The sequence below is a fragment of the Pseudomonas sp. VS40 genome, assembly GCF_018587885.1.
Lineage (GTDB): Bacteria > Pseudomonadota > Gammaproteobacteria > Pseudomonadales > Pseudomonadaceae > Aquipseudomonas > Aquipseudomonas pergaminensis.
Window position 1 is genome coordinate 500,530 of record NZ_JAGYWD010000005.1, and the last position, 18,225, is coordinate 518,754.

General features: G+C 61.5%; 18 protein-coding genes. 7 read left to right on the plus strand and 11 right to left on the minus strand.

Annotated elements, in window-relative coordinates:
- Window positions 1–33 precede the first annotated feature (33 nt).
- Window positions 34–555, minus strand: coding sequence for a DUF3455 domain-containing protein (locus KHP07_RS17935; protein ID WP_078048153.1), 522 nt, complete (start codon window positions 553–555; stop codon window positions 34–36).
- A gap of 139 nt (window positions 556–694) precedes the next feature.
- Here KHP07_RS17935 and KHP07_RS17940 point away from each other — a divergent pair, with 139 nt between their 5' ends.
- Both KHP07_RS17940 and KHP07_RS17945 read left to right on the plus strand, forming a co-directional pair.
- Window positions 695–1,465: a class I SAM-dependent methyltransferase gene (locus tag KHP07_RS17940; protein ID WP_214497658.1), complete on the plus strand. Its 771-nt coding sequence runs from the start codon at window positions 695–697 to the stop codon at window positions 1,463–1,465.
- A 91-nt stretch (window positions 1,466–1,556) separates the two neighbouring features.
- Window positions 1,557–2,342, plus strand: coding sequence for a sulfite exporter TauE/SafE family protein (locus KHP07_RS17945; protein WP_100490910.1), 786 nt, complete (start codon window positions 1,557–1,559; stop codon window positions 2,340–2,342).
- 776 nt (window positions 2,343–3,118) lie between these two features.
- Here KHP07_RS17945 and KHP07_RS17950 read toward each other — a convergent pair.
- Entirely contained in the window at window positions 3,119–4,351 is a 1,233-nt protein-coding gene (locus KHP07_RS17950; protein WP_214497659.1) for an acyl-CoA dehydrogenase family protein, read from the minus strand.
- A gap of 254 nt (window positions 4,352–4,605) precedes the next feature.
- Between KHP07_RS17950 and sfnG the strand changes: the two genes are divergently transcribed.
- Entirely contained in the window at window positions 4,606–5,691 is a 1,086-nt protein-coding gene (sfnG, locus tag KHP07_RS17955) for a dimethylsulfone monooxygenase SfnG (RefSeq protein WP_078048157.1), read from the plus strand.
- Here sfnG and KHP07_RS17960 read toward each other — a convergent pair.
- Window positions 5,675–6,775, minus strand: a complete 1,101-nt coding sequence (locus tag KHP07_RS17960) for a GNAT family N-acetyltransferase/peptidase C39 family protein (protein WP_099492693.1) — start codon at window positions 6,773–6,775, stop codon at window positions 5,675–5,677. The genes sfnG and KHP07_RS17960 overlap by 17 nt on opposite strands.
- 94 nt (window positions 6,776–6,869) lie before the next feature.
- On the opposite strand from KHP07_RS17960, the gene KHP07_RS17965 reads away from it, so the two are divergent.
- On the plus strand, window positions 6,870–8,456 hold the full coding sequence (locus KHP07_RS17965; RefSeq protein ID WP_100490908.1) for a RimK family ATP-grasp domain-containing protein: 1,587 nt from the start codon (window positions 6,870–6,872) through the stop codon (window positions 8,454–8,456).
- 7 nt (window positions 8,457–8,463) lie between these two features.
- Entirely contained in the window at window positions 8,464–9,402 is a 939-nt protein-coding gene (locus KHP07_RS17970; RefSeq protein ID WP_078048160.1) for a magnesium transporter CorA family protein, read from the plus strand.
- 52 nt (window positions 9,403–9,454) lie between these two features.
- Here KHP07_RS17970 and map read toward each other — a convergent pair whose 3' ends face one another.
- Both map and KHP07_RS17980 read right to left on the minus strand, forming a co-directional pair.
- Entirely contained in the window at window positions 9,455–10,210 is a 756-nt protein-coding gene (map, locus tag KHP07_RS17975; RefSeq protein ID WP_078048161.1) for a type I methionyl aminopeptidase, read from the minus strand.
- A complete protein-coding gene (locus tag KHP07_RS17980; RefSeq protein WP_003190946.1) occupies window positions 10,210–10,410 on the minus strand; it encodes a ParD-like family protein in 201 nt (66 codons plus the stop codon). The genes map and KHP07_RS17980 overlap by 1 nt, the downstream gene beginning before the upstream one ends.
- Window positions 10,411–10,683: 273 nt before the next feature.
- On the opposite strand from KHP07_RS17980, the gene ilvA reads away from it, so the two are divergent.
- Entirely contained in the window at window positions 10,684–11,706 is a 1,023-nt protein-coding gene (gene ilvA, locus KHP07_RS17985) for a threonine ammonia-lyase, biosynthetic (protein ID WP_214497660.1), read from the plus strand.
- Window positions 11,707–11,940: 234 nt separating this feature from the next.
- The gene (locus tag KHP07_RS17990) at window positions 11,941–12,210 is read left to right on the plus strand and encodes a DUF1652 domain-containing protein (RefSeq protein WP_078048163.1); all 270 of its coding nucleotides are present in this window, start codon (window positions 11,941–11,943) and stop codon (window positions 12,208–12,210) included.
- Here the strand turns inward: KHP07_RS17990 and KHP07_RS17995 are convergent.
- The 6 genes from KHP07_RS17995 to KHP07_RS18020 all read right to left on the minus strand — a co-directional run bounded on the left by KHP07_RS17995 (window position 12,207) and on the right by KHP07_RS18020 (window position 18,225).
- Complete coding sequence (locus KHP07_RS17995; RefSeq protein ID WP_078048164.1) at window positions 12,207–12,605, minus strand: hypothetical protein; 399 nt, start codon at window positions 12,603–12,605, stop codon at window positions 12,207–12,209. The genes KHP07_RS17990 and KHP07_RS17995 overlap by 4 nt on opposite strands.
- Before the next feature lie 87 nt (window positions 12,606–12,692).
- The gene (locus KHP07_RS18000; RefSeq protein WP_092249050.1) at window positions 12,693–12,962 is read right to left on the minus strand and encodes a DUF2790 domain-containing protein; all 270 of its coding nucleotides are present in this window, start codon (window positions 12,960–12,962) and stop codon (window positions 12,693–12,695) included.
- A gap of 87 nt (window positions 12,963–13,049) precedes the next feature.
- Window positions 13,050–13,988, minus strand: a complete 939-nt coding sequence (locus KHP07_RS18005) for a carbohydrate kinase family protein (protein WP_214497661.1) — start codon at window positions 13,986–13,988, stop codon at window positions 13,050–13,052.
- A 12-nt stretch (window positions 13,989–14,000) separates the two neighbouring features.
- Window positions 14,001–15,482: a xylulokinase gene (gene xylB / locus KHP07_RS18010; RefSeq protein ID WP_214497662.1), complete on the minus strand. Its 1,482-nt coding sequence runs from the start codon at window positions 15,480–15,482 to the stop codon at window positions 14,001–14,003.
- A gap of 141 nt (window positions 15,483–15,623) precedes the next feature.
- Window positions 15,624–17,105: a mannitol dehydrogenase family protein gene (locus KHP07_RS18015; protein ID WP_099492703.1), complete on the minus strand. Its 1,482-nt coding sequence runs from the start codon at window positions 17,103–17,105 to the stop codon at window positions 15,624–15,626.
- Window positions 17,106–17,121: 16 nt separating this feature from the next.
- Entirely contained in the window at window positions 17,122–18,225 is a 1,104-nt protein-coding gene (locus KHP07_RS18020; protein WP_078048169.1) for an ABC transporter ATP-binding protein, read from the minus strand.

The window sequence follows — 18,225 nt, forward strand, 5'->3', positions numbered from 1 at the left end:
GATCGGCATGGGGGGCAGCGTAGACGACTTTACTCAGTTGGCCGCCCAGAAAATGTAATCCGCCTGGTACTTCACCACTTCCTGCTTGCCTTTGTTGGCTGCGGTGCACTCGCTGCTCGGCGCCACGCCGCCCTTGAGGGCCACGCGCTGGATGTAACTCACGCCGCTCATCGCTCCGTTGCCTTCAGCGGGGTTGGCCTTGACCAATTGATACGGCAAGTTGCCCGCGCCCGAGGGGGCCACGGCCAACTGGGTGCCGGTGATTTTTGAACCGTCCTTGGCCTGCCACGTAGCCGGTGGGCCGAAGTAGGTGCCCACTTGCTTGCCGCTGCGGTCATTCAATACCGCCTTGGGTCCGACAAAGGTCCACTCGGTCTGGCCGGCGGCGTTGGCCTTGTCACGGCACTCATAGGTGATTTCGCCGACGCCGGTGGTTTCCAGCGCGACCTTGTGGCCGTCCGGCACCTTGATGCTGTCGGGCAAGCCGGTCTGGGCAAAGGCGGCCGGTGCCGCAGCGAGCAGGGCGGTGAGGCAGAACAGTGCTTTAGCGTTCATGGGTACTTCTCCATTTCAGTAAAACAGCGGGGTGACTGAAAGGACTACCCACGGCACGCACGATTGGATGCAGCGATTAGAAAAAAAAGTCCGGAGGGCGCACACTGTGCCCCCCGCTTTACCCGAGGAGAGATTGACAATGACTGGTGTACACACGTCTGCTCAACAAGGTTTCTCTACCCAGGCCGTCACCTACGCCCAAGGCCGGCCGGACTATCCTAGGCAACTCAGAGGCTGGCTGGCCGAGACATTGCGCATCGATGCCCAGTCAAGCGTGATCGACCTGGGCGCCGGCACCGGCAAGTTCACCCGTTTGCTCAGCACCCTGGCACCGACTTTGACTGCCGTCGAGCCCGTGGCGGCCATGGGCGCGCAGTTGACCAAACTGCTGCCCGATGTGCGCCTGGTCAATGGCACTGCTGAGTCCATCCCATTGCCCTCCGCCAGCGCAGACGCGGTGGTGTGCGCCCAGGCATTCCATTGGTTTTCCACCGAGGCGGCCCTGGCGGAAATCCACCGCGTGCTCAAGCCCCAAGGCCGCCTTGGCCTGGTGTGGAACGTGCGGGATGAATCGGTGGATTGGGTCGCGGCCATCACCGACATCATCACCCCCTACGAGGGCGATACCCCGCGTTTTCATACCGGGCGTTGGCGTGAAGCCTTCACCGGCGAGTACTTTTCCGAGCCCGAAGTGACCTGTTTTCCCTACAGCCATGTGGGCAGCCCTCAGGAGGTGATCATGGACCGCTTCCTCTCCGTGAGCTTTATTGCCGCGCTGCCGGAGGCGTCCAAGGCTGTGGTGACCGCGCAATTGCAGGCGCTGATCGACACGCATCCTTCACTGAAGGGGCGCGACACCGTGGCCTTTCCGTATCAAACCCAAGCGTACGTCTGTCATCGACTGAGCTAAAAGGCATAAAGTCAGATCATATTGATATAAGTCGTTATAAGAAAAATCGCTATCCTGCGGCCAGAAATTTATAAGGCCGCAGGTAGCTGTAATGGATGTGGGTAATGTTGGGTTTGTGGTTGCTGGCCTGATCGTCGGTTTTATCGTGGGCATGACCGGTGTGGGTGGGGGCTCGTTGATGACCCCGATCCTGCTGTGGTTCGGCATCAACCCTGCCACGGCGGTGGGCACCGACTTGTTGTACGCGGCCATCACCAAGTCCGGTGGTGTGTTGGTGCACAGCAAGAACAAGAATATCGACTGGACCATCACTGGCTGGTTGACCTTGGGCAGCGTGCCTGCGGTGTTGCTGACCCTTTGGTTCCTGGCCAGCTTGCATACCGACCCCAGTGCCATGAACGCGGTGATCAAGCAGGCGCTCGGTGTGGTGTTGCTGCTGACGGCCTTGGCGATTCTGTTCAAGAAAAGCCTGTTGGCGTTTGCCCAGCGGCATGCGGGTGATGACTATCACATGAGCCCGCGCAATCTGAATGCGCTCACGGTGGTGACAGGGGCGATCCTCGGAACCATGGTGGCGCTGACCTCCATTGGCGCGGGGGCGCTGGGGACGGTGGCGTTGTTTATTTTGTATCCGTTCCTGGCTACGCGGCGGTTGGTGGGGACTGAGATTGCGCATGCTGTGCCGCTGACCCTGGTGGCGGGGCTGGGGCATGCCAGCATGGGGAACATGGACTGGCATTTGTTGGGGTTTTTGTTGATGGGGTCGTTGCCGGGGATCTACCTTGGCAGTCATATGACTGGCAAGCTGCCAGATGGGGTGTTGCGGCCTTGTTTGGCGGTTATGTTGATGGCCATTGGTTATAAGTTGGCGTTTTGATTTGGGGGCATATCCGTTGTTTGGGTGATGGCTGGTATGGGTTCCGCCCTTACGGCGGGTCACTTTTGAAAAGAGCCCAAAAGTAACCAAAAGGCTCTTGCCCCAACACTCGGCACCTCGTTTAGGCTCGGTGTGCCCTCACTCCGGCTTGAATCCGTGGGCCGCCGCCACGCGCCATCCATGGCGCGGGGCGGCTAACCCGGCGTCCTGCCGGGTTACCCACGGATTCAAGCCTGCGTTCGGCCAGCGTGTTTGACGGGGCGCCTCAGATCAAGATCAAGAGCGACTCGCTTCGCATCGTAGATACGCGGTCCCTTGTAGGAGCCGGCTTGCCGGCGAAAACCGTGAGATCGCCGCGTTTATCCAGATGTACCCCATCATCGTTAACGACCATCGCCGGCAAGCCGGCTCCTACATTGGGCCGCGTTGGCCTTTGCCTTTGCTCTACACCACTCAAGCCGGCTGTCAGGCCGCTGTGCTTTTGCTTTTGATTTTGATCTTAGGCGCCCCGTCAAACACGCTGGCCGGAATTCGGCAGGGATTTGGGGGGTAAACCGGCAGGGATGCCGGTTTAGCCGCCCCGCGCCATGGATGGCGCGTGGCGGCGGCCCCCCAAATACCTGTCGGATTACGGGCACACCGAGCCTAGGCGAGGTGCCGAGTGTTGGGGCAAGAGCCCTTTGGTTACTTTGGGGCTTTTCCAAAGTGACCCGCCGTAAGGGCGGAACCCATAGCAGCCGTTACCGCAGCAACGGATATACCCTCAAAACCCAGGCTCAACCCCGCCCATTCCCAATCTGCCAAACAAACGGTGGCTCCACCCCATTCACCACCCAATCCCCCACAATCCGCGCCTTGTAAATCACCGGATTATGCGACGACACCGTCCGTGCATTACGCCAATGCCGATCCAGCGCCTTACCCTGACGCACATCCGAAGCCCCCAATGCATTAAACAACTCACTGGTCGCACGCTGGATCAACTCCGACACCACCACCTGCGCCTTAGCCGACTCAATCTCAGCCGCCACGTTGGCCTCACGCTCCACCTCCTCATCCCCACCAAACCGCGCCACATAGGCCCGTTGCGCCGGCAGCGTCGCTTTCAGCGCGCTGGCCTCGGCGGCGTACACCAGGGCAGCCACTTCGCCCACCACCTGTTGAATCTGCGAATCCTGGCTGACATGGGCCGCATTGCCATGGCTGTAGATACGCTTGCGGCTGCGCACCTGATGCGCCAAGTCACGCAGCGCCGCGCGGCCGATACCGGCCAGGCTGGCCAGCAGCACCAACTGGTAAAACGCGGTCTGGTATTTGAACCGGGTAGAAAAGTCGATGACGTTGTCCGCCTCTACCACCGCATCGGTAAAGCGCGACGTGCCGCTGCCCGTAGTGCGCTGGCCAAAGCCGTCCCAGTCGTCGCTGTGCACCACCCCAGGCTGGCGGGCGCGGGTGGCGGCGATCACGTCCGCGCCGGTGTCGCTGCGTTGGGCGTACACGTCGATCCAGTCGGCGAATATACTGCCGGTGCTGTAGAACTTTTCGCCGTTGAGCTTCCAGCGGTCGCCGTCGGGGCTGACCTGGGTGACCACGTCGCCGATGGCCACATTGCCGATTTCGGTCCAGGCGCAGCCGACGATATCGCCGGCCACGAAACGCTTGAACCACAGGTCGCGGCCGGCGCTGGGCGGTGCATTCAGGCGGTCTTCGGCAAAGGCAAAGTGCCCACGCAGGGCCTGGGGCACGTTGGAGTCGGCTTCGGCCAGTTCGATCAGCAGCTCGAACAACTGCGGCAGGGAGGCGCCGCCACCGCCGTATTCCACCGGCACGCGCACCGCGCCAAAGCCGGCCTCTTTCAGCCACTGGATCGGTGCGTAGGGCAGGTTGCGTGTGTGTTCACGCTCTACGGCGCCTTCTGCGATGCGCTGGAAAATCGGCCGGAAGCGTGCGGCCAAGGTCGGGTAGTCGACGCCGGTGGACAGCGGGTTGATAACGTGGTGTTCGGTCATGGGCAAGGTTCCTGGGCAGTGATCAATACAGGGTAGATTGCACAGTCCGTGCCGGGTGTCGGCGCCCGTATTTGCGGGGCAAAGTCGCCAGCCACTGTTGCCCTGGCAACAGCTGATCGACAAACCAGCACAGTCTGCGACATCGGCGTCGGCACCCGGCCTTGCTTCCTGCGCCCCAGGCACGGGCGTTTCCCGGGCCTGGCACGCTTGCTGCTCAAGCGCTAGGTACATCCCTTTGTGCGAGGTACTGTTCGATGAGTCAGCAAGCCGTGAAATTTGCCTATTGGGTGCCCAACGTCAGCGGTGGGCTGGTGGTCAGCAAGATCGAGCAACGCACCCACTGGGGCATCGACTACAACCGCAAACTGGCGCAACTGGCCGAAGCCGCGGGCTTTGAATACGGCCTCACCCAGATCCGCTTCACCGCCGGCTACGGCGCCGAAAACCAGCATGAGTCCGTGGCGTTCAGCCATGCGCTGCTGGCGGCGACCACTACCCTCAAGGTGATCGCTGCGATCCTGCCTGGCCCATGGCAACCGGCGCTCGCAGCCAAGCAACTGGCGACCATCGACCAGCTCACCAACGGCCGTATCGCGGTGAACATCGTCAGCGGCTGGTTCAAGGGCGAATTCCAGGCCATCGGCGAACATTGGCTGGAACATGACGAGCGCTATCGCCGTTCCGAAGAATTCATCCGCGCCCTCAAAGGCATCTGGACCCAGGACGACTTCACCTTCAAGGGCGATTTCTACCGTTTCAACCATTACACCCTCAAGCCCAAGCCTCTGGGCCAGCCGGAAGTGTTCCAGGGCGGCAGTTCACGGGCGGCACGGGACATGGCCGCACGGGTGTCGGACTGGTACTTCACCAACGGCAACACCCCGGAAGGCATCAAGGCCCAGGTCGATGATATTCGCGCCAAGGCGGCGGCCAATAACCATTCGGTCAAGGTCGGCGTCAACGCTTTCGTGATCGCCCGCGACACCGAGGAAGAAGCCCGCGCCGTGTTGGCAGAGATCATCGACAAGGCCGACCCGGAAGCCGTGAATGCCTTTGGTGATGCGGCCAAGCAGGCCGGCAAGGCCTCACCGGAAGGCGAGGGCAACTGGGCCAAGTCCAGCTTTGAAGACCTGGTGCAGTACAACGATGGCTTCAAGACCAACTTGATCGGCACACCGCAGCAGATCGCCGAGCGCATTGTCGCGCTGAAGGCGGTGGGGGTGGACCTGGTGCTCGCGGGTTTCCTGCACTTCCAGGAAGAAGTCGAATACTTCGGCAAACGCGTGTTGCCGCTGGTGCGCGAACTGGAAGCCAAGGCCGCGATCAAGCAGGTGGCTTGAAGACCACCACCGCCGCGCGCAGTTTGTTGTTGCCAAACCGGCACATGCGCTCGAACTCCCCATGGCTGACCGGCAAATGCTGGCAGTCCAGGGGTTGGCGGTGCTGGCTATGGTCCACGTCCGGGTCGTGAAGGTAGACGAAGTCTTCGTCGCAATCGGTGACCATCACCCAGTGCGGTGACTTGGAGCGGGTGAGGCGGTAGCTGCTGATCAATACCAGCGGCTGGCCGCCGTCGCGCAGTACCTGAGGCAAGTCCAACGCGCCGCCGAACACTTGCTCGACACCACTGCCGGCCAATTCCTCTTCGAACGCCTCGTGTACCAGGCGCATGACGTCCTTTTTATGTGCATCACGCACACCGTCCAGGAACAGCGGCCCGCGTACATTCACCTGCATGCGCACCGCGAAGCCCCGGCGCCAGGCCGCGAGCGCCAGCCCTTGGGGGCTGCAGCCGCCATGGCCGGCCGTCATGAACACGGTGGTCGCTTCGCGCCAGATCTGCAGCTCTTCACGCCGTTGCGCCACGCGCGCAGGCACCAGCGCGCCCATGGCCATCAGCAGGCAGGCGGCGCCACAGGTGAAGTCGGTGGTCTGCTGGTAATACGGCACGCTTTGCGGGCGCGCATCCTGATGCTGGACGATGCGTTTCTCCAGGCGCAGGGCGGCGGTGTGGTCTTCGTAGTAGTCGTTGATGAGGGCGAAGCGCCGGTAGCCATTGCGCTCATACAAGGCAAGGGCGCCGGGGTTATCGGTGCGCACTTCCAGGCGCAGGTAGGCGCAGTCGTGGTCCACGGCAATGGCTTCGATGCGGGCGAGCAACTGTTTGCCCAGCCCCAGGCCGCGCGCGTGCGCGGCGATGGCGATGGAGTACAGGCGCGCCAGCGAGGTGCCCCGGTGGAACAGCACCAGCGCGTAGCCAAGCAACTGCCCGTCGTTTTCCGCCACCAGCAAGTGGCCGTGGGCGCGGCTGATCATCCACTGGAAACTGCGCGTAGACAGCCGGTCGGTGGTGAAACAGTGTTGTTCCAGTGCCACCAATTCGGGCACATCACAGGGGGTTGCAACGCGAAAGCAAAGAGCCATATGACCGCCGTAAAAGTTGCGTAACGAAACGGGACTTCTCTAAAAGATCGTGCTTAATAGAAAAGGTCGAGTTCTCTAAAGCGGATCAAATATTATGTCGGCGGTACAAGGTCATTGGCGTGAAGTATCCGAGCAAACGCTCGCGGCGACAATAACTAATAAAGGTTATTTTCCCGCCCCCCTCAAAGGAGCCAGTCAAGTAGTGATCATTGTCGAGCGCAAGGAAGATTGGGCCTCCTACTTCCCCAGCGAAGACATCGTCACCGCCCAGGAGTACCTGGAACAGACCCGGGAAAACGAGACCGGCAAGCGTGTCCAGGTGATCAACCTGTGCCGCAGCTACAAGTACCTGGGGCACGGTTATTACTGCTCGCTGCTCGCCGAAGCCCGTGGGCACAAGGTGATTCCGTCGGTGCGCACCATCAGCGAACTGACCAGGAAGTCGCTGTACGGCCTCGCGTTGGACGACCTGGACAAGACCCTTGATAAAGCCCTGAGTCATCATCTTTACAGCAATACCGAAGGCTTTACCCTGACACTTTACTTTGGCCGGACCAATATAGAACCGTTGCAGGATCTGGCCCGTCAATTGTTTGAGGCGTTCCCGTGCCCCATCCTGTTAGTTGATTTTAAAAAGAATAACGGCTGGCATATCGAAGGGGTCAAGTCCGGTGTGTTGCACAAGTTGCGCGATGATCAGGAAGATCAATTCGCCCACGCCCTCGACAACTTCAGCCGCAAGATCTGGCGCCAGCCACGTTCACGGCGCCTGGCCCGTTACGACCTGGCCATCCTGCACGATCCCCAGGAACAATTGCCGCCGTCGAATGCCAAGGCGTTGGAGAATTTCATCCGCGTGGGCAAGGGCCTGGGCATCGATGTGGAGTTGATCGAGCGCAAGGACTATTCGCGCCTGGCCGAATACGACGCCTTGCTGATCCGCGAGACCACCAGCGTCGACAACCACACTTACCGCTTCGCCAAGAAAGCCGAAAGCGAAGGCCTGGTGGTGATGGACGACCCGGCGTCGATCCTGCGCTGTACCAATAAGGTGTACCTCACCGACCTGCTCAACAGCCATCAACTGGGCATGCCCGCCACCGAGATCCTGTACAAGGAGCGACCGGAAGACTTCGAGCGGGTCGGCGAGCGCCTGGGGTTCCCGCTGGTGCTGAAGATCCCCGACGGTTGCTTTTCCCGTGGGGTGATCAAGGTGGAAAGCCAGGAAGCCTTGCTCAAGGCGACTGCCGAGTTGTTCGAGCATTCGGTGTTGCTGCTGGCGCAGGAATTCTTCTACACCGAGTACGACTGGCGTATCGGCGTACTCAACCGCAAGCCGATCTTTGCTTGCCAGTACTTTATGTCCAAGGGCCATTGGCAGATCTACAACCACAAGGCCATCGGCCAGGACATCAACGGCGAGTGCCGCACCCTTGCGGTCCACGAAGCACCCAAGGCCGTGGTAGAGCTGGCCGTGAAGACCGCCAACCTGATCGGTGATGGCCTCTACGGCGTCGACCTCAAGCAGTCCGGCGACAAGGTGGTGGTCATCGAGGTCAACGACAACCCCAACCTGGACGCGGGCATCGAGGACGCCTATTTGCAGGACGACCTCTACGGCTTGGTGCTGGAAGAGTTCGTGCGGCGCCTGGAGTTGAAGCGCCAGGGCCAGGTCTGGTGAGCCGGCGATGATCCAGCGCTTTGAACTGGCCGATGGCAAGCTGCGCAGCGGGGAACATGACGAGGCCCCGATCCTGTTGTTCAACAACCCCGACCTGGCCGAGCGCGAGTGGCTGCGTGACCACCACAAGCTGGACGAACACGCCCTGGCTTCGGCGCTGGACCCTGATGAAGTTTCGCGTATCGAGTTTCACCCCGACAATCTGTTCCTGATCTGGAAACGCCCGGAGAACTACTCCGGAGGCGGCAACCTGGTGTTCGAGGTGTCGTCCTGCGGCCTGCTGTTTTCGCCCAGCCGCCTGCTGGTGATCGCCACCGACGAAACCCCGCTGACCGGCCTGGGTCAGCGCCGCCCGCTGCACACGCCGCTGGACGTACTGCTCGACCTGCTGCTCAACAACATCCATCACTACCTGGGCCACCTCAAGGTGATCAAGCTGGTCGCGCGGGAGTTGCAGCAGCAGTTCAATGCGTCGATGAGCAACCACCACCTGATGCAGATGTTCAGCCTCAGCGAAAGCCTGATCTATTACATCAATGCGCTGCACAGCAACGGCGCGGTGCTGTCGCGGTTGCGCAACCATGCCGAGAAGGAGCATTTCAGCGCAGAGACGCTTGGCCTGATCGATGACCTGATCATCGAGAACCACCAGTGCTACAAGCAGGCGGAAATCTATTCCAACGTGTTTTCCGGGTTGATCGATGCGCGTGGCAACCTGATGAACAACAGCATGAACAACCTGTTGCGCAAGCTGACGTTGATCAACGTGGTGTTCCTGCCGCTGAACTTGATTGCGAGCATTGGTGGCATGTCGGAGTTCAGCATGATGACGGCGGGGACGCCGTGGTGGGTGTCGTATCCGTTGTTCCTGCTGGCGATGGGGCTTGGGGCGGGGTTGATGGTGGTGGGGCTCAAGCGAATAGCGGGGGGCGCCAATGTGGTGTGAACACCGGTCCTTGTAGGAGCCGGCAAGTCGGCTCCTACAGGGGTTGTGTCGTTCAGGCGCCGGGTTGCAAGGTCAATACCTCGAACCCATCCGCCGTCACCGCCACGGTATGTTCCCACTGCGCCGACAGGCTGTTGTCCTTGGTGACCACCGTCCAGCCATCCTTGAGGCTGCGTACTTTCGAGCTGCCTTGGTTGAGCATCGGCTCCACGGTAAACACCATGCCTTCACGCAGTTCCAACCCGGTGCCGGGACGGCCAAAGTGCAAGACCTGTGGCTCTTCATGCATCTGTCGGCCAATGCCGTGGCCGCAATACTCGCGCACCACGCTGTAGCCGTTGGCTTGCGCATGGCTCTGGATAGCGTGGCCGATATCACCCAGGCGCGCACCCGGCTTGACCTGGCGGATGCCGGCCCACATCGCTTCGAAAGTCATCTCCACCAGGCGCCGGGCCTTGGGGGCGACGGTGCCGATCATGTACATCTTGCTGGAATCGGCGATGTAGCCGCCTTTTTCCAAGGTGATGTCGATGTTGATGATGTCGCCGTCCTTGAGGATGTCCTTGGCGCTGGGCATGCCGTGGCACACCACCTCGTTGATCGAGGTGTTGATGGAGAAGGGGTAGTCGTATTGCCCCAGGCTGGCGGGGCGGGCCTTGAGGTCGTTGCGGATGAAGGCTTCGACGGCGGCGTCCAGCTCGAGGGTGGAGCGGCCGGCGGCGACAAAACCGTCGAGCAGGGTGAAAACCTGGGCCAGCAGGCGTCCGGATTCACGCATCACCGCCAGTTGTGCGGCAGTCTTGATCATCAACTGCGCCCCCGGATCAGGTCGGGCTTGTCCAGCAACAGTTTGTTGATCAGCTCGTTGTAGGGCAGGTGCGGATTGAGTTCGGCGAGCAGCCCGATCTTGATCCAGAATTCGGCCTGGGCGTTGATGGAGCGGTCCATCGCGGCGCTGGCCAGGCGCAGTTGTTCGTGCAGTTGGTCGGTGATCTTGACGATGCCCATGGTGTTCACTGTGTGGTAGCAATATACAAAGCGTATATGTTTCGTATATCAATAGTAAACCCCTGGCCGGCAAATGGCGCTTGGCCATTGACTTGCCCGCAGGCCGCCGGTTAGTTTCGTCACATGACATTTCAAGCCTTTCGCAGCCAGCCAAGCATTATTACCGCCATTCCTCATTTGGCGGGATAGCGCACGGCTGTACCCAAACCCGCCCTAGAGGCGGGTTTCGTTTTTCCGTCTCCAGGGTTTTTGACAAAAAGCCAGGAGACACCCATGAGCACCTGCACCGCGCCTCACACCGCCGACCCGGGACTGCTTGAACATTACGTGAAGAAGATTCTTGCCGCCCCGGTATACGACCTGGCGGTGCGCACGCCGTTGCAGGCAGCCCCGGCCCTGTCGGCACTGCTGGGCAACCAGGTGTTGCTCAAGCGCGAAGACCTGCAACCGACCTTTTCCTTCAAGATTCGCGGCGCCTATAACAAGTTGGTGCAGCTTACGGCTGAGCAAAAAGCCCGTGGCGTGGTGACCGCGTCGGCGGGTAACCACGCCCAGGGTGTGGCCCTGGCGGCACGGGAACTGGGGATCGAGGCGCGCATTGTAATGCCCGCCAGCACCCCGGAACTCAAGGTGCTGGGCGTGCGTTCACGCGGCGCGCACGCGGTGCTGCACGGCGCGAGCTTCCCGTTTGCCCTGGCCCACGCGCTGCAGTTGGCCGAGTCGTCCGGGTGCACCTTCGTTTCGCCCTTTGATGACCCGGACGTGATTGCCGGCCAAGGCACCGTCGCCATGGAGATCCTGCGCCAGCAGCAAGGGCCGCTGGACGCGATCTTCGTGCCGGTGGGCGGTGGTGGCCTGATCGCCGGCGTCGCCGCCTACGTCAAATACCTGCGGCCCGAGGTGCGCATCATTGGCGTCGAGCCCGAAGGTTCCAGCTGCCTGTTGGCAGCACTGCGGGCCGGTGAACGGGTGGTGCTGCCCAGCGTCGATGGGTTTGCCGACGGCACGGCGGTGGCGCAGGTCGGCGCGTATGGCTTCGAGATCTGCCGCGACTGGGTGGATGAAGTCATCACCGTCAGTAACGACGAACTGTGCAGCGCCATCAAGTTGATCTACGACGACACGCGCTCCATCACCGAACCTTCCGGTGCGCTGGCGGTCGCGGGCATCCGCCACTACGTGGCCCGTCACCCATTGCGCGGGCAGACCCTGGTGGCGATCAATTCCGGGGCGAACATCAACTTCGATAGTTTGCGACATGTTGCCGAAAGGGTGGCTGCCCAGGGCGCCGTTTAACTTAAATCCCAGGGTTAAACGATTAATCGCAGCGGTTCGACGACGATTCAATTGACACTGTTCAACCCCTATAACAACGCACTGTGCTTATGAGGAAAGGTTACAACGAGGGTCGTTTTTGCCGAGTAGGCTTGGGAGTTACAAGCGTCTGCCAGGGTCGGCGAGACGTGGCGGGCACGCGCCTGCCAGGTTCATAACACTCTGTTGGCAGTCTCAGAAAAGGAGAGGTTGACCATGCTTTCGGAACTAGAGCTTCGCAGCATCATTGAAGGAAGTTTCCTGCCTAAACGGTGCGAATGCACCAAAGCCGAAGATGCCTCGCTGACGATCAAGGTCTATGACGACCGCGACCGTGACCGGGTGGATTTGGAAGTCAAAGGTATCAACGCGGACAAACTCGACAGCAGTCGAGCGATTTGCAACCTGATCGCCGCGTTGCGCGAAGACCTCAAGCACACCCATGCACCCGCCCTGCAACGAGCGGGAGGGCGCAGCCTCTATTAGCTTGACGCTTGAGTGTGAGGGACAGAAGACCTGTGGGCCTGGATAAACGCCAGGCCCAATACGGTTTCTGTTGCCACCGCCAGCAGGATGCCTGGCCCCGCATTGCCATTGATCCACTCACCAAACCCCAATACCGCCAGCACCAGGCACCCGGTGATAAACCCGGTGGTCAGGGCGCGGCGCGTGTCCGAAGGGGGCGCGTGACGGGCGCGGTAGAACATGATGCCGATACCCAGGAAGAGCGCGGCGTTGCGGCGCGACACCATCCCGGTGGCGTTGGAATACTCCACGCTCCACAACCACAGCAGCAGGTCGGGACGCAGGCCCCAGACCAGTGCGAGGGCGAAGCACAGCAGGGCGGTGAAGGTGGCGAGAGTACGGAAATTCAAGAGCATGGCGAATCCTTTCAGCCTTATGACAAGCCCGCAAGCGTACGCCTATTTGTGCGGGCCTGGCTCTATTGTTTCAACTGTTTCAACGCCTCAGTTCTGGAAGTCGCAGGCTTCGGACATTTTCCGGTAGCTCACGTCTTCCACCTTGCCTGCTTTATCCAGGAACTTGATATCCGCCTTGATGACCTTGCACTCATCGGTCGGGGTTTCGTTCATGGCCAGCACCTTGTCGATATTCATCGGCAGGCCGTAGTGGTAAGGCACGGGTTTGACGGCGGCTGTTTGATCGTCGGCCTGGGCCAGGCCAGACGCAGCCGCCAGTGCAAGGGTGGCACCGAGCATCAACGTGCGCAGTTTCATGGTGTTTCTCCGCAACAAGTGGGTACAACTTCACTCTCGGCTTGCGGGATTAACCATCGATTAATGTTTGCCTGGCTGACAAAAGCTTCATCCAAGCTGGTTGCGATGCGGCAGGTCCGGCCCGGTCTTGCCGCAGGTCAACGCCGCGGCGCGAATGGCAAAGCCCAGCATGGCGTCGATCTGTGCCCGCGTGAGCTGTTGCAGGCCCTCTACCGAGTCAAGCTGCTGCTCGGTCAGCCAGGCAATCAGCGCGGCCTGGAAGGTGTCGCCGGCCCCCACCGTGTCGGCCATCACCACCTTGACTGCCGGTTGCGACCAGTTGCCGTGCTGGCGGCTGAACACACTGGCACCGTCGCCGCCACGGGTCAGGAATACCAGTTGGCAACGGTGTTGCAGCCAGCCTTGCAGCACGCTTTCCGGCGACTGGTCAGGGTAGAGCAGGTGCAGGTCTTCGTCGCTGACCTTGATCAGGTCGGCATGCTTGACCAGTTCCGCCACGCGGTCGCGCCACAGCTGGATATCCGGCTGCGGGTTGAGGCGCACGTTGGGGTCGAGGCTGATCAGGCGTTTGCCGCTTTCGCGCTTCACCAGGTTCAGCAGGGTGTCGCCAATCGGCTGCACCACCAGGGAAAACGAGCCGATATGCAGGCCGCGAATGTCAGCCCCCAGCGCGGGCAGGTGGGCGACTTCCAGCAGGCGGTCGGCGCAGCCTTCGCCCCGGAAGTTGTACTGCGGTGAGCCATCGGCACCCACAGCGACCATCGACAGGGTGGTCGGTGCGGCGAACTCCACCAGGAACTGCTCGCTCACGCCTTCGTCCTTGAGCACCTGCAACAAGCGACGGCCAAGGAAGTCGGTGGACACCCCGCCGAACAATCCGGCCTCGATGCCCAGACGGCGCAAGCCTACGGCGACGTTGAACGGCGAGCCGCCGGCAATCGCCTTGTAATTGACCTTGGACGCCTGCCCGCTGGCATCCTCCTCGCTGAAAAAATCAAACAGCGCTTCACCACACACCAGATACATAGTCGTTCGCTCTTAAAGGGTTGCCACGTGCTGTTGATAGCGCTCGTAAGCCTGTTGATAGGCGCTGACGCTGGCCGCCACCGGCAGCGTACGGCTGGCCGGGTCGACGCTCACGCATTTGTCGCACAGGCTGGCCAGGGGTTCGCCGGACTGGCTCCAGGCCGCCTGGATCGCCGCGCCCAGGGCCGCGGCTTCGCTTTGTTCGGTGCAAATCACTTCGGTGTTCATGATATCGGCCACCATCTGCCGCCAGACCGGGCTTTTCGAACCGCCGCCGATCAGGCGGATGCTCTGGCTTTGCAGGCCGGTCTGGCGCAGCAGGTCGAGGCCGTAGCGCAGGCCAAAGGTGGTGCCTTCGACGACCGCGCGGCACAGGTTGGCGCGGGTCAGGTTGGTCATGGTCAGGCCGTGCAGGCTGCCGGTGGCGTGGGGCAGGGCGGGCACGCGCTCGCCGTTGAGGAACGGCAGCATGCTCACGCCGTCGGCGCCGATGGGCGCTTGTTCGACCAGGGCGTTGAATGCGGCCAGGTCGAGGTCGAACAGCTCGCGGATCACCCCGGTGGCGTTGGTCAGGTTCATGGTGCAAATCAGTGGCAGCCAGCCGCTGCTGGACGAGCAGAAGGTCGCGACCGAGGCCTGTGGGCTGACGTTGGGTTGGTCGGCAAACGCATACACGGTGCCCGACGAACCCAGGCTCATGGTGATCACACCAGGGGCAATGTTGCCGGTGCCGATGGCGCCCATCATGTTGTCGCCGCCGCCGCTGGAGACGATGGCGTTGGGGTTGATGCCCAGGCGTTCGGCGATGGCGGGCAGGATCGTGCCGACTGCCTGATCGGCCTCGATCAATGGCGGCAAGGCCCGTTCCAGTCGACCGCTCGGGTCGATGTGCTGGAGCAGTGCCACATCCCACTCACGGCTGCGCACGTTGAAGTAGCCGGTGCCCGACGCATCGCCATACTCGGCGACGGCGCGACCGGTGAGCCAATAGTTGAGGTAATCGTGGGGCAGCAGGATATGCGCGATGCGCGCGAAGATGTCCGGGTGCTGCTCGCGGGTCCACAGCAGTTTCGACACGGTGTAGCCCGGTGCAATGGCGACGCCCAGGCGCTCCAGCGAGCCACTCTCGCCGCCCAGGTACGCCAGCAGGCGGTCGTTCTCGGGGGCGGTTTCGGTGTCGCACCACAGTTTGGCCGGGCGCAGCACCTGGCCCTGGTCATCGAGCAGCACCAGGCCGTGTTGTTGACCGGACACGCCAATACCGAGGATATCCTGGCCGTCCACGCCGGCCTGTTGCAGGGCGCGGTGGGTGGCTTCGGTAAAGGCGTCCAGCCACTCTTGGGTGTGCTGCTCGCGCCGCCCATTGGCGCCGCTGATCAAGGTGTGCGCAGCCGCGCCGAGGCCCAGTACCTTGCCGCTGGAGGCGTCGAGGACGATGGCCTTGGTACCTTGGGTGCCGCAGTCGATGCCGAGAAACAGGTTTTGCTGGGTCATGATGGGGTGCTCAGCAGTCTTATTTTTTGGAGTGTTAACCCGATCAAAAAGTGGGAGCGGGCTTGCTCGCGAATGCGGTGTTTCAGTCGATACATTTGTCTCTGACAGACCGCATTCGCGAGCAAGCCCGCTCCCACAGTGTTAATTCGGTTTCTTCAGGAGGTTCTGCAGGGTTGCGGTGACTCCAGTGTCACGCAGGCTTGCATAGCACCGCTCGAACGCTGCCACAAACTCAGGCGAATTGGGAATAGCCGTCCCAAAAATCTCTTCCACCCCCAGCAGCCGTTTGCTGATCAACGCCTCATCACTCACCAGCCCCTGGCAAAACTCTGCACGCGGATCGGGAATCTTGTAGCTCACGCCATTCTCGTCCACACCCTTGAGGTACAACGCCCACGCCGCTACTACCAACGCCGCACGCTCGGTCTCGCGGCCATCGGCAATCAGGCGATTGATGGTCGGCACGGTGAACTTGGGAAACTTCGACGAGCCGTCCGAGCACACGCGCTCCAACTGGTCGGCAATCGCCTGGTTGGAGAAGCGGTCCACCAGGGTCTGCTTGTACTCGGTCAAATCGATGCCCGGCACCGGCGCCAGGTTTGGCGTGACGTCCAGGTCCATGTAGGCGCGCATGTAGGCCACGAACACCGGGTCATTCATGGTTTCGTGCACAAACCGATAACCCTTGAGAAAGCCCAGGTAGGTCAGCGCCAGGTGGCTGCCGTTGAGCAGGCCGATCTTCATTTCTTCATAGGGCGTGACGTCATCGGTGAACTGCACGCCGACCTTTTCCCAGGCTGGGCGACCGTTGACGAACTTGTCTTCCAGCACCCATTGCACAAAGGGTTCACAGACCACCGGCCAGGCGTCGTCGATGCCGTGATCGTCGTGCAGTTGCAGGCGGTGGGCGGTGCTGGTCATCGGTGTGATGCGGTCGACCATGGCATTCGGGAAGCTGACATTGGCCTTGATCCAGTCATGCAGCTCGGCATTGTGCAGGGCGGCGAAGGCCAGCAGGGCCTTGCGCGTCACGGCGCCGTTATGCGGCAGGTTATCGCAGGACATCACGGTAAATGCCGGGGTGCCGGCAGCACGGCGTTTGGTCAGCGCGGCGCAGATAAAACCGAACACGGTTTTCGGTGCGCTCGGATGCGCCAGGTCGTGCTGGATCTGCGGCAGGTGGGCCATGAACTCGCCGTTGCTGTCATCGATGCAGTAGCCGCCTTCGGTGATGGTCAGCGAGACGATACGGATCGCCGGGTTGGCGAGTTTATCGATCAGCGCCTGTGCGCCGTCTTCGGCCAGCAGCATGTCACTGATCGAGCCGATCACGCGCACTTCGGTGTCGTCGGTATCGCCCAGTTCATACAGGGTGAACAGGTAGTCCTGGCCGGCCAGGTCGTCACGGGCCTTGCGGTCCTCGGCCCGCAGGCCGACGCCGCAGATGCTCCAGTCCAGGCCTTCGCCGGTATTCATCAACGCATCGGTGTAATACGCCTGGTGCGCGCGATGGAAACCGCCGACGCCAATATGGGCGATGCCCTGGGTGGTGCTGGCAATGGCGTAGGCCGGCAGTTTCACGTGCGGTGCCAACTGGGTGAGGTTCTGCTTATTCAGTTTCATCACGACTCTCGCGAAATCAGGCGGCGGCGCGCAGTGGGCGGGCCACGGCTACACCGTCGGTGTCGAACAGGTGGCAGTGCGCCGGGTCCAGGTGCAGGTGCAGCGTCTCGCCATACTGGCTGGCCATGTCGCCGCGAATCCGCATGGTCAGCGGCTCGCCGTTGGCGGTGATGACGTGGCAGAAAGTGTCGCTGCCCAGGCGCTCGCCGACGTCGGCGGTGACGGTCAGGGTGGTTTGGCCCGGGGAAGCAATTTCCAGATGTTCCGGACGAATGCCCAGGGTCACTGCACTGCCCACGCTCAAGGTGGCGCCACTCAGCGGCAGGTTGATCAACGTGCCAGCGTCCAACTGCACTTCGCAGCCTTGGCTTTCAACACGGGTGACCTTGCCTTTGAGGAAACCCATCTTCGGCGTGCCCAGGAAGCCGGCCACAAACAGGTTGGCCGGCTGGTGATACAGCTCCAGCGGCGAGCCGACCTGCTCGATACGGCCACTGTTGAGCACCACGACCTTGTCGGCCAGGGTCATGGCTTCAACCTGGTCGTGGGTTACGTAGATCATGGTCGCTTGCAGCTCTTTATGCAGGCGCGCCAGCTCCAGGCGCATTTGCACGCGCAGGGCGGCGTCGAGGTTGGACAGTGGTTCGTCGAACAGGAAGATCTTCGGGTTGCGCACAATCGCACGGCCGATGGCCACACGCTGACGCTGGCCGCCAGACAGTTGCTTGGGCTTGCGCTCCAGCAGCGGGCCCAGCTCGAGGATGCGCGCCGCTTCGCTGACCTTGCTTTCCACCAGCTTTTTGTCGACACCGGCCAGGTCCAGGGCAAACGACATGTTCTTGCGCACGCTCATGTGCGGGTACAGCGCGTAGGTCTGGAACACCATTGCCAGGTCACGCTTGGCCGGGGTCACTTCGGTGATGTCGCGACCGTCCAGTTCGATAGTGCCTTCGGTGACTTCTTCCAGGCCGGCGATCAGGCGCAGCAGCGTGGATTTACCGCAGCCCGACGGCCCGACGAACACCACGAATTCCTTGTCGTTCACTTCCAGGTCGATGCCCTTGATGATCGAGAAGCCTTCGAAGCCTTTTTGCAGATTCTTGATTTTCAGGTTGGCCAT